Genomic DNA, 11,006 nt, shown 5'->3' with positions numbered 1-11,006 from the left:
CAGAATCCCGCTTTGGGGATTGAGCTTGTTCAACGTGAGGGATCACGGCATTCTGGATCATTGAATTTCTTGCGGGCTTCCCCTTGCGTCATCCGCAACGATACGAACGGACGCAATAAAATTCTTGGTCGGTAGCGATCGCCGAGCCAGTCAATCAAATCACCTATGCGAATTCATCGGATCGACCTCAAACTTGTGCGCCTGCCCTTGGTCCGAACCTTCCGCACAAGTTCCAGCAGCAAAGATTCCATCACTCATATCCTGGTGAGGATCGAGACCGATGGGGGGATCGGCTGGGGGGAATGTGCCTCACCGTCCGATCCCTACTACTGTCCCGAAACGACCGAGACGTGCTGGCACATCTTGAAGGATTTCCTCGCCCCTGCCGTGATCGGCAAGGAGTGGGCGAGCGTGGACCAACTCGTCGGCTTCTACCGGTCCGTGAAGGGGAACAACTTCGCCAAGGCGGGGCTGGAGATCGCCTGCTGGGACGCTTTGGCCCACCACCAAGGGAAATCCCTCGCCGCGTTGCTCGGTGGGACGCGCCCGGAAATTCTCTCCGGGGTCAGCCTGGGGATCGAACGCGATCAGGAAACGCTGTTCGGCCTCATCGACCAGTACCTTGCCGAGGGCTACCGCCGGATCAAGCTCAAAATTGCGCCCGGCTGGGATGTCGCTATCGTCCGAAGCGTTCGTGAGCGTTATCCGGAGATCGCGTTGCAGGTCGATGCGAATTCGGCTTACACCCTCGCTGATATCGAGCATCTCAAGCAGCTCGACGCGTTCAATCTACTGCTGATCGAGCAGCCCCTGGCGCATGATGATATTATCGATCACGCGCGACTTCAGGCGGCGTTACGAACCCCGGTCTGCCTCGACGAGAGCATCCACTCCGCCGAGGATGCGCGGAAGGCGCTCGATTTGCAGGCCTGCCGCGTGATCAACATCAAGGTGAGCCGCGTCGGCGGGCTGCTTGAGGCGAAGCGGATCCACGACCACTGTCTCGGTCGGGGCGTCGAGGTTTGGTGTGGCGGGATGCACGAGTTCGGCATCGGCCGCGCGGCGAACGTTGCGATTTCGAGCCTTCCCGGTTTCACCCTGCCCGGCGACGTCTCCGGGTCGGATAAGTATTACCGCGAGGATCTCGTGGAGCCGCCAATCCGGGCCGAGAACGGAGCCGTGAAGGTTCCGCTCGGAGTCGGTCTCGGCTTTGCGCCAATCGAGGAGCGGATCGAACCCCTGGCCTTGCGCCAGTGGAGCTTGACGGCCTGAACGTCCCCGCAAGAGAAAAGCGATATGCCCGGCCCCACCCTTCTGAACTGGATGATCCAGCGCCGCGAATCGATGCTCGCCGACCTCGCGACGCTGGTCGTGTTCGAGTCGCCCAGCCGTGACAAAGCCGTCCTCGACCCCTACGCCACCATGCTGGCAGGGCGATTCGAAGCACTTGGAGGCAATGTCAAACTGATTGATAACCCAGCCGGCGGCAATCATGTCGACGCCTGGTTTTATCGTGAAGGTGACCTCCCCCCTGCCCTCGTCCTGGCTCATTTCGACACGGTCTGGCCCCTGGGGACCGTGGTCGATCGTCCCTTCCGTGTCGACGGTCCACGCGCCTACGGTCCCGGTTCGTACGACATGAAGGCGAGCATCATCCTGTTCGAAACCGCCTTGGCGGCGTTCCAGGCGCTTGGCCTGACGCCGCGGCGGCCGATCCACGTCTTGGTCACGTCGGACGAGGAAATCGGCAGCCCGACCTCGCGGGCGCATATCGAAGCCGCCGCACGCGAGTGCGCCCATGCTCTCGTCCTCGAACCTCCACTTCCCGGCGGCCTGCTCAAGACGGCCCGCAAAGGGGTCGGCGGCTTTACCGTCGAAATTGAGGGGAAGGCCGCTCATGCAGGCGTCGAGCCCGAGAAAGGGATCAGCGCGATCAACGAGCTGGCGCTCCAGATTCCCAGGATCAATGCCCTGGCCAACCCATCCGTTGGCACCACGATCAACGTCGGACTCATTTCAGGAGGGACAACCCCCAACGTCGTCCCCGCGCAGGCCATGGCGCGTGTCGATGTGCGCGTGGCGACGATGGATGAGGCTCGACGCCTCGAGCACGCGTTCCGTGGCCTCCACGCGCTGACTCCCGGGGCTTCCGTCAACGTCAGTGGTGGGATCAATCGGCCCCCCATGGAACGGACAACGGCGAGTCGGGAGCTTTTCGAGCGGACACGACAGATCGGCCGTTCGCTCGGGCTGGAACTGGACGAAGGGTCGACCGGAGGGGGCAGCGACGGCAATTTTACCGCGGCCCTGGGCGTCGCCACTCTCGATGGCCTGGGCGTGCCGGGCGCGGGGGCGCATGCTCTCAATGAGCATATCCTTATCGACAGCCTGCCGGAACGCGCAGCTCTGTTGGCGTGTCTGCTCTTGGAACTTTGAGGTGTTTTTTCGATGAGTGAAGAGATTACGATCCGACGCCCCGCCAACGTCCAGGAATATCATGCCTGTCAGAGAGCCCAGCGCCTCGCCTGGGGAATCGCCGATGACTCCTACGTGGTGCCGATCGCCACGATGGTGGGGGCCCAGTTACACGGTGGTGTCGTCCTTGGCGCTTTCCTGCCGGACGGCGAGGCGGTCGGTGTTTCGTTCGCGTTCCTCGGCCGTACCGGGGGCCGGCTCTGTCTCTACTCGCAATTGACCGGTGTCGTCCCTGGCCGGCAGTCGACCGGGCTCGGCTATCGACTCAAGATGGCGCAGCGCGACCTGGCACTCGAGAGTGGCGTCGACCTCATCGCCTGGGCCTTCGATCCGCTCCAGGCCGGCAACGCCCGCTTTAATCTCGTAAAGCTTGGTGCCACGTCCAATCGCTATGTCGACGACATGTACGGTCCCCGCACCGATGCGCTCAACCTTGGCGTCCCGACCGACCGGTTGATCGCCGAATGGGAGCTCGCCGCCCCCCCACGACCCGATGCCGCCACCACGCATGAGTGGTCAACTTATTCTTATTTGATTGAGTCCAAGGCGATTGCCGATGGATCCCGAGCCGTCGTTAGGACTCAACCCGCGGAGGGGTCGAACGTGCTCGTGGAAATCCCGCATGACATCGCCGGACTGCGGGCTCGCGATGCCCGCATGGCCGAAGCCTGGCGGCTTGCCGTTCGCGAAAGCTTGACCTCCGCGTTTGCCGCCGGCTATCGTGCGGTCGGATTCGTGGGCGAGCGTTCGGACGCGGACCGGCGTGCGTACTACCTGCTCCATCGTTGACTCCCGTAAGGAGGGCACGGCCCACCATCCTATCCTCCGTTCTGGCGAGGAGATCGGGATGGTGGGCCGTGCCCACCTACGGGAATTGGTGGATCCACAAGGTTGCCCAGGCCAAGCGCACCGGACTGAATGAAGCACTCATCAGACGGGGGATCGCTCGGATCCCGTTCAGGTCGCGCTGATCTTCCGCGGAACGATTCGGCCGGTGGTGTCTTCGGCCTCGCTCCCTTCCTCGTGGTACTCGGCGTCGGTATTCACTTTCCAGGTGTCGAACTGCCCGAGTCCGAGGATGTTCCGTGCGGCCAGGACGGCCGTCATCATCGAATGGTCCTGGTTATTGTATTTGTGCATGCCGTTGCGCCCCGCCAACTCGAGGTTGGGCAAATTCTTGAGCCAGGCGCGGATCACGGCGAGATGCCCTTGATAGGCGTCGTCGTAGACCGGGTAGGCCTTGGGCATTCTCACGACGCAGCCGTCGCTCACTTCGGATGCGGCGATCAGGCCCATCTTATCCATTTCACGCTTGCCCAACTCGATGAGCTCGGCGTCGGGCATGGTCCAGAGGTCATCGCCCTCGAAGCAGAAATACTCGAGCCCCAAGCTGCTCTTGGTGGGGTCGGGAACGAGGTCAGGGGACCAGTTCTTGAAGTTCTGCACGCGCCCCAGACGTACGTCCGGTTCATGGATGTAGATCCATGTGTCGGGAAAGGTCTCGGCGCGATCGACGATCAAGACCACGGTGAGGAAGTCGCGATACCGGAGCGACTCGGCGGCCTTGACCACCGCGTCGGGCGGTTGGGGGCTCATGCAGCGGATCAACTCGCGGATCGGCAGTGTCGACACGAAGTTTTCGCCGTGGTAGGCCGTCAATTTGCCGTTGGAGTCTTTCGTCACGAACGTCGTTACGGCCGAGCCATCGTGTTCGATCTGGACGACGCGGCGGTCGAGATGCACCGCGCCTCCCTTTTCGCGAATCTTGTCGCGCGCACATTCCCACATTTGACCCGGGCCGAGGCGAGGATACTGGAACGACTCGATGAGCGTCTTGATGACCTCCCCGTTCGACTTGCGGCTCCCGAACAGGGCGTTGGTCACGGCTCGAACCAGGCTCAGTCCTTTGATGCGTTGCGCGGCCCACTCGGCGGTGATCTCATTCGTGGGCATTCCCCAGACCTTCTCGGTGTAGGTCTTGAAGAAGATCTCGAAGAGGAGCCGGCCGAAGCGGTTGACAACCCAATCCTCGAAGCTCCGCTCGGGCTTGATGGGCTTGAGGGTCGCCTTCAGGTAACTCGCGAGGATCAAGGCAGCCCGCCACGGCCCGAGCTTCATCAAGGCGTCGACTGGTTTGAGCGGATAGTGGAAGAACTTGCGGTTGTAGTAGATCCGGCTCAAACGCGAACGAGTGACGAACTGATCACCGAGGATCTCGCGCCAGATCGCGTTGACCTCGGCGCTCTTTGAGAAGAAGCGATGGCCGCCGATGTCGAATCGGTATCCCTTGTACTGGTCGGTCCGGCTAATTCCACCGACGAGGTTGGGGTCGGACTCGAGCACGACACACGAGTGGCCGTGCTTCGACAGTTCGTAAGCCGCGGTGAGGCCCGCCGGGCCTCCGCCCGCGATCACGGTCGCGTGGGACGCCACGACGGCGAGACCGTCCGGGTCGTCAACCTTGGTCCAGCGATGCGGCGGCAACCCCGAACGAACCTTCCCGGTTCGTGATGAATTGATGTCCATCATGGCCTCCCATCCTTTGGAGGTGCGTCCGCTCGCCGGGGCCGTCCCCGGTGCGTCTCATCTCAGTGGTCCCGGCTCGCGAATGGGCCGACGCGAGTTTTTGGCATAATCGCGGCGAACGGTCAAGGTCGGCATTCGCCAACCCGTGGGATCATGGGCGGCGAGTCTGGCAACACGCGATATGGGTTCTGAAATGACGAATCGAGAAAGGAAAACTCTCGCGACAAGGGGCGCGAGAGTTCGAATCTATTGCGAATGACCGGTTCGTCGAAGCCGATTCGGTCAGACCGTCAAGATCTCGAGAGTTCGTTTGACGAACGACGAGGCGGCGGCGAGATTTTCGGCGGGAGGAGTCTTCAAACCCTGAGCGCGCTCGAACGCGACGATGAAGCTGGCGTCGAGTAGGCCCGGTCGAACATAGAGGTTCTCGCAGGCCAGCATCAGGCAGCGCAAGCCCGCCTCCCGATACCCCTTTTGATAGACAAGGGCGCGCAGGCAGGAGAACATGGCCTCATAGCTCAGGAAACTGATGTCGGCGGGATCACCCTGGCCGGTCGCCTGGAGATTGGCCGCGGCCTCGAGCCGGTCAGCCGCCTTGGCGAGCAGTGCGGGAATCTTCTCCGGCGCCTGGTCGTCCTTGAACAAATAGGGGCTGTCCAGGCATTTTTGCAGCGTGTTGATAATGGCCATCGCCGTTACGTCTCTCTTCGCGAGGAATCACGAACTCGGATAACCGCCGACCTGGACGCCAATTGATCTCATCTCACGACTTCGGAGCAGAGACTGGTGTGGGAGCGGGGGGGGTCTGGCCGGGATCGACCGGAGGTTGTTGCGCCCCATCGTTGGGTAGCGCTCCCGTGGCACCCGAGTCCGGAGCCTCCGTGGGATTCAGCGCGGCCCGTGCGTTCGCCGAGAGCATCGGAATCGAAGCTCCCCTCATGATGTCCATCAACGGAGCCGGGTAGATCCCACAGCCGACGACGACCGCCGTCGCCAGAACAATGGGCAGGGCGATGGAGCTCGACGCGGGGGACAAGACCGTTCGACCCGGATCGCGGAGGAACATCGCCTTGAGCACACGCACGTAGTAGAAGGCGGAAACGACGCTGTTGAGCAGGCCCAACGCCACCAGCCAGACCAAGGCCACCCGGGTCACCTGGTTGCCTTCCTGGTCGAGTGCTTCCATGAACATATAGAGCTTACCGAAGAAGCCGGCGAGCGGAGGCATGCCGATCAGTGAGAGCATCAGTAGGAGGATGCAGGTCGCCAAGAATGGGTAACGGTATGCCAGGCCGTTGAGGTCGTCGATGTCGTCGCTCTGCTTGTCTCGGGCGAGCCAGGCAGCCACGGCGAAGGCGCCGATGTTACTGAAACCGTAGATGACCAGGTAGAAGAGCACCGAGCCAGCCGACTCCTGACGGCGAACCGAAACCCCCGCCGCCGCGACCCCCACCAGCATATAGCCGGCATGGGCGATCGAGGAGTAGGCGAGCATTCGCTTGAGGTTGCGCTGCGCGAGTGCGGCCAAATTGCCGTAAGTCATCGTGGCGGCCGAGAGAACGACCACAATCCCGATCCAGCCGGGGCTCATCACCGAGGCATAGCTACTGCCCCACGGCCCCAGGGCGACCAGCAACACCTTCATGAGTGCGATGAAGCTGGCGATTTTGGAACCGGTGGCAATCCAGGCGGTGACCGGCGCGGGGGCTCCTTCGTAAGCATCAGGCGCCCATTGATGGAACGGCACCGCCGCAATCTTGAATCCGAACCCAACCAGCAACAAGAGGACCGCCGTGGCTCCCGCGAGGTTGCCCGACAGGCCCGTAGAACTGCTGAGAATCGGGTGGAGAATGTTATGGATGGCGTCGAACCGCGTGGTTCCGGTGAGCCCATAGACGAGACTCAGGCCGAACAAGAACAGGGCCGAGGAGACCGAGCCATAGATAAAATACTTCAGACCCGCTTCGGGAGACCGCCGTTTCTCTTTCTCGAACGCGGTCATCAAGTAGAGACAGATCGTCATCAGCTCGAGGGTCAGGAAGAGGCTGAGCAACTCGTCCGACGCGATCAGGAGCATCATGCCCACGGTCGACCACAAGAGGAGCGCGAAGTATTCGCCCCAGTCTTCGGTAAACGACCAGGACATCGACAGCCACGAGACCAGACCCAGCATGAGCACCAGGAGGACGTTGAAGGTCTCGGTCAGCAGGTCGTCGGAAAGGCTGCCCAGGAAGAGGCTCCGATCCGGCAGGCTCATGTAGTCGATCCCCGCGAAATTCAGGGTTTTCGCGAGGTCGTAGAGGTTGAACCGAATGACAAAGGGTAGGAAGGCCGCCCCCAGGGCGACGACGATCCCGAGCAAGGTGAGCCGGCCGGCGGCCTGTTGACGCCGCGCCGCGGTCCGACTTCGGAAAACCGTCTGGTCGGCCATCAGCACCAGCAGTCCCCAGAACGCGAGAATCATCTCGGGTGCGAGGGCGTGGAAGTCGCGAAAGTCGAGTGACGGGATAGCGCTGGGAGGCATCGGCTATGGCCCTTGGTGGCGTTCGTTACGGTGCGGTATCCGCTCCGACTCGGGAGGCCGCGAACATTCCGTCGAGCAGGATCATTGTTCAGACAATTCAATGCCGGTTGATATCGGGATCGGCCAATCGAGGGGGCACGGAATTCGATCAGCCGGAGAGGCTATCGAACCGATCCACGTCGGCCGCTTGCCAGCGACGGTAGCAGAGCAGGATCAGACCAATGCCCACCGCCACCTCGGCGGCGGCGATCGTGATCACGAACACAGCCATCATGACGCCGGTCAACGCTCCCTCATTGGGAGCGGGGATTCCGTACCGCCAGAATGCAACCAGGTTGACGTTGGCCGCGTTGAGCATGATCTCGATCGCCATCAAGACAGCGATCGCGTTGCGGCGCAGTAAGACGCCCATCAGCCCGATCGAGAACGAGGCCGCGGCGAAATAGAGGAACCAATTCAACGGGATATCACGGCTCATCGCGGGCAACTCATTTCGAGGGTGAGGAGAGTGGTTCCGATCGCGATCCGCTAGGCTCGGCCTGAACGTTGCTCGGGGAAGGCTCCGTCAACCCGTGGAGTCCGGTGGCCTGGGCTCCGAGTCGGGCCGGTTCGTCGTCCCCTTCCCGATGGGCGAGGGCGATAGCACCGACGAGGGCCGCGGTCAGAAGGAGGCCCGCGACTTCGAAGGGGACCACGAATCGGGTCATCATCTCGTAACCAACCGCGAGCCCCATATTGTTGATGGCGACGGCGCGCGGCGAGGGGGTTTCCTTTTCCCGGGTCACGATCGACGGTCGGTTGACCGTCGCCGACCAGTCGGCCCGATCTTTCAGGCCCACATGGTTGTTGATCCCGAAGCCGAGCATGAGGAAGAGCCCAAGCCCGGCCACAAGCGCCGGCATCGTCCAGCCGGGTGAGACGGTCGTGGTATCATCCCCTTGGATGTTTCGCGTGAGCATGATCCCGAACATGAGCAGGATCGCCACCGCGCCGATGTAGACGAGGACTTGGATCGCCGCCAGAAATTCGGCTTCGAGCAGCACGAATTGGCAGGCGATGATAAAGAAAAAGCCAATGAGGTAGAGCGCTGCGTGGACCAGGTTCCTGGCCAGGATCGTCCCTACGGCCGCGACCAGTCCAACCGCTGAGATGACCAAAAAGAGCGTTTGACTCACGAGGTTCGTCTCCGGCCCCCGGCAACGCGGGCCAATCTTGGGTGAAGCGTTCGACTCATCGCGCGGTGACGGGGACGATCACGGCCCGCCGGGGTTTCGCGGCTTCCAGGAGTGCTGTCCGCTCGCGTCGATTGAACCAGAAGCAGAACCAGACCGAGACGCCGACCAGGGGGAGCGTCACGACCCAGCCCAAAATCCAGCCGGGAATCGAGATCCCGGCGAAGGCGAACGGTCGGCTGGACCGGATGGCACATTCAAACCAGACGGCCGCGATCAGGATGTTGATCAGGCTCAAGGGCACCATGTACTTCCAGGCGAAGTTCATGAGCCGGTCGACCCGCATCCGAGGCAAGGTGGCCCGGATCCAGAACATCACGAAGATCAGGAAGAAGACCTTCGCCGCGAAGACAGCCACCGAGATCAGGTTGGTAATCAGGTATGCCGTCGTGGTCACCCCGCCAAACATCCGGGGGTAGTCCAGGAACGGCAGGAGCCCGCTGAACGGGAGACTGCCGCCGCCGAGAAAGATGACCGTGGTCAGGCAGCAGACTGCGAACACGCTCAGGTATTCCGCCAGGAAGAAGAGCCCGAACCGCATCCCCGAGTACTCGGTGTGGTAACCGGCGATGATCTCGGATTCCGCCTCGGGCAAATCGAATGGAGTCCGGTTCACTTCGGCGAGACTGGCGATCAGGAGCAGGGAGAACGCGAGCAGGCCGGGGGGAGACCAGAGGAACCAGCCGTGATCGAGCTGTTGGTTCATGATGGCGACCATGCTCAGGCTGCCCGTCCAGAGGACGACCGGCACCATCGACAGAACTTGGGGGATTTCATAGGAAACGAGCTGGGCGACCGCACGCATCGCACCGAGGAGTGAATACTTGTTTCGGCTCGACCATCCCGCCAAAAAGATCCCCAGTGCGCCCAGACTGGAAACGGCAATCAAGTAGAGCAGGCCCGAGGGAGGATCGATCGGCACGAGCCCGTTGAAGTGCGCGGGGTGGTCTTCCTGAATGGTCCCCAACCCGAATGGAACGACGGCCAACACGAGGAAAGCCGAGACCAGGAGCACGACCGGAGCGAGGAGATGGACGAGCTGATCGGCCGACTTGGGGACGATGTTTTCTTTGGTGATCAGCTTGAGTGCGTCGGCGATCGGCTGGAGCAAGCCGAGCGGGCCGACACGATTGGGGCCGATCCGATCCTGGAACCGGGCGGCGACCTTCCGCTCGGCCCAGACCATATAAGCGACGATGCCGGGGAAGATCCCCACGAATCCCACAACCAGCCAGAGCGCCCATTGCACCTTGGTGGAGAAACTAAGGTCGATCTGCTGCTGGGCCCAGACGATCGGCAGGGCCCAGGCGGTTGCGAAATTCACCGTTAGCATCTCCCCTTGGTCAATCAAAAAGTCCGACCCAACCGTCTCGCCTCACGCGACACTCAGACCCAGCGCAACACGCCCTTGGCCCAGGCGTAGGCCAAGCCGACGAACAAGATGGCCAAGAAAATGACCATCTCGACCAGAGCGAACAGACCGAGACTCGAGTAACTCACCGCCCAGGGGTACAGGAAGACGGTCTCGATGTCGAAAACCACGAACATGATCGCGTAGATATAGTACTGGATCCGAAACCGAATCCAGGTCTCGCCGTGGGTCCGAACGCCGCACTCGTAAATATCTTGCTTGGCCAGCGAAGGCTTACGAGGTGCGACGATGGCGACCAGCAAGAGTGGCGCGAGCGCAAAGCCGATCGCGGTCAGTAGCAAGAGACCCACGAATATGTAGTTGTAGATAATCATGACGTCAATTGCTCCGAAGCCACGGTCAACTCGAGGACAAAGACTGGACGACGCTATTTTCATCGACGGCGACGACGATGACTTCACCATCGTCGCGACGCAGCCGGATCGTCGACTGGTGGCAATAGGAGGCCTTGCCGCCCATCTCCATTCCACCCACGGGACGGAGGCCTTCCCGCTCGACCAGGCCTTCCACTTGGGTGGTCCACTCACGATGACCGACGCGGACCCGTTGGGTCACGCGGAGCCGGGAACCTGCGATGTACTTCGGTTTCGGAGGCGTGGGAATCATGATATCTTCCGGCAATTGCTCAAGGCCTCGATTGCGCCTTGATAACCTAGCTGAGCGAACATACTACGGCGGCCAGTGAAGGTCGGCAAGGGGGCACCCTTTTCCGTCACGACACTAGCGAACCCTAAACATGAAAGCAGTTCTGTACACAACAGATTGGCGGTGGTTTTCCCGATCAATCGTCGCGATCCCGTGAGGTCTAGACTGTCGA

At 61.7% G+C, this 11,006-nt stretch carries 11 protein-coding genes; 3 read left to right on the top strand and 8 right to left on the bottom strand.

Annotated elements, in window-relative coordinates:
• Positions 1–165 precede the first annotated feature (165 nt).
• Genes menC through BUS42_RS07310 form a run of 3 tightly spaced genes read left to right on the top strand, consistent with a single transcriptional unit; the run spans position 166 to position 3,264 of the window.
• Entirely contained in the window at positions 166–1,272 is a 1,107-nt protein-coding gene (gene menC / locus BUS42_RS07320; RefSeq protein ID WP_074306352.1) for an o-succinylbenzoate synthase, read from the top strand.
• Positions 1,273–1,296: 24 nt separating this feature from the next.
• Positions 1,297–2,436: a M20 family metallopeptidase gene (locus tag BUS42_RS07315; protein WP_074306351.1), complete on the top strand. Its 1,140-nt coding sequence runs from the start codon at positions 1,297–1,299 to the stop codon at positions 2,434–2,436.
• A gap of 12 nt (positions 2,437–2,448) precedes the next feature.
• Complete coding sequence (locus BUS42_RS07310) at positions 2,449–3,264, top strand: hypothetical protein (protein ID WP_074306350.1); 816 nt, start codon at positions 2,449–2,451, stop codon at positions 3,262–3,264.
• Between the two features lie 168 nt (positions 3,265–3,432).
• On the opposite strand, the gene BUS42_RS07305 is transcribed toward BUS42_RS07310, so the two are convergent.
• The 8 genes from BUS42_RS07305 to BUS42_RS07270 all read right to left on the bottom strand — a co-directional run bounded on the left by BUS42_RS07305 (position 3,433) and on the right by BUS42_RS07270 (position 10,795).
• Entirely contained in the window at positions 3,433–5,004 is a 1,572-nt protein-coding gene (locus BUS42_RS07305; protein ID WP_083670092.1) for an NAD(P)/FAD-dependent oxidoreductase, read from the bottom strand.
• Positions 5,005–5,283: 279 nt separating this feature from the next.
• On the bottom strand, positions 5,284–5,691 hold the full coding sequence (locus BUS42_RS07300; protein ID WP_074306349.1) for a hypothetical protein: 408 nt from the start codon (positions 5,689–5,691) through the stop codon (positions 5,284–5,286).
• Positions 5,692–5,764: 73 nt separating this feature from the next.
• On the bottom strand, positions 5,765–7,525 hold the full coding sequence (locus BUS42_RS07295; protein WP_074306348.1) for an NADH-quinone oxidoreductase subunit N: 1,761 nt from the start codon (positions 7,523–7,525) through the stop codon (positions 5,765–5,767).
• 148 nt (positions 7,526–7,673) lie between these two features.
• Positions 7,674–8,003, bottom strand: a complete 330-nt coding sequence (gene nuoK / locus BUS42_RS07290; RefSeq protein ID WP_083670091.1) for an NADH-quinone oxidoreductase subunit NuoK — start codon at positions 8,001–8,003, stop codon at positions 7,674–7,676.
• Between the two features lie 10 nt (positions 8,004–8,013).
• Positions 8,014–8,700, bottom strand: coding sequence for an NADH-quinone oxidoreductase subunit J family protein (locus BUS42_RS07285; protein ID WP_074306346.1), 687 nt, complete (start codon positions 8,698–8,700; stop codon positions 8,014–8,016).
• A 55-nt stretch (positions 8,701–8,755) separates the two neighbouring features.
• Positions 8,756–10,090, bottom strand: coding sequence for an NADH-quinone oxidoreductase subunit NuoH (gene nuoH, locus BUS42_RS07280; protein WP_074306345.1), 1,335 nt, complete (start codon positions 10,088–10,090; stop codon positions 8,756–8,758).
• Positions 10,091–10,143: 53 nt separating this feature from the next.
• Positions 10,144–10,500 (bottom strand): NADH-quinone oxidoreductase subunit A, encoded by a 357-nt coding sequence (locus BUS42_RS07275; RefSeq protein WP_074310797.1) that lies wholly within the window; start codon positions 10,498–10,500, stop codon positions 10,144–10,146.
• Positions 10,501–10,528: 28 nt separating this feature from the next.
• A complete protein-coding gene (locus tag BUS42_RS07270; RefSeq protein WP_074310795.1) occupies positions 10,529–10,795 on the bottom strand; it encodes a hypothetical protein in 267 nt (88 codons plus the stop codon).
• Positions 10,796–11,006 lie beyond the last annotated feature (211 nt).

Origin of the sequence: Singulisphaera sp. GP187 (assembly GCF_900129635.1) — a bacterium.
Taxonomy (GTDB): domain Bacteria; phylum Planctomycetota; class Planctomycetia; order Isosphaerales; family Isosphaeraceae; genus Singulisphaera.
The sequence above is the reverse complement of the archived record's forward strand: the minus strand, read 5'-3'. Positions and strand labels throughout refer to the sequence as shown.

What these genes read in the sequence shown, in the direction of transcription:
- menC (WP_074306352.1), top strand. Translation starts at nt 166, where the DNA reads ATGCGAATTCATCGGATCGACCTCAAACTTGTGCGCCTGCCCTTGGTC.
- BUS42_RS07315 (WP_074306351.1), top strand. Translation starts at nt 1,297, where the DNA reads ATGCCCGGCCCCACCCTTCTGAACTGGATGATCCAGCGCCGCGAATCG.
- BUS42_RS07310 (WP_074306350.1), top strand. Translation starts at nt 2,449, where the DNA reads ATGAGTGAAGAGATTACGATCCGACGCCCCGCCAACGTCCAGGAATAT.
- BUS42_RS07305 (WP_083670092.1), bottom strand. Translation starts at nt 5,004, where the DNA reads ATGATGGACATCAATTCATCACGAACCGGGAAGGTTCGTTCGGGGTTG.
- BUS42_RS07300 (WP_074306349.1), bottom strand. Translation starts at nt 5,691, where the DNA reads ATGGCCATTATCAACACGCTGCAAAAATGCCTGGACAGCCCCTATTTG.
- BUS42_RS07295 (WP_074306348.1), bottom strand. Translation starts at nt 7,525, where the DNA reads ATGCCTCCCAGCGCTATCCCGTCACTCGACTTTCGCGACTTCCACGCC.
- nuoK (WP_083670091.1), bottom strand. Translation starts at nt 8,003, where the DNA reads ATGAGCCGTGATATCCCGTTGAATTGGTTCCTCTATTTCGCCGCGGCC.
- nuoH (WP_074306345.1), bottom strand. Translation starts at nt 10,090, where the DNA reads ATGCTAACGGTGAATTTCGCAACCGCCTGGGCCCTGCCGATCGTCTGG.
- BUS42_RS07270 (WP_074310795.1), bottom strand. Translation starts at nt 10,795, where the DNA reads ATGATTCCCACGCCTCCGAAACCGAAGTACATCGCAGGTTCCCGGCTC.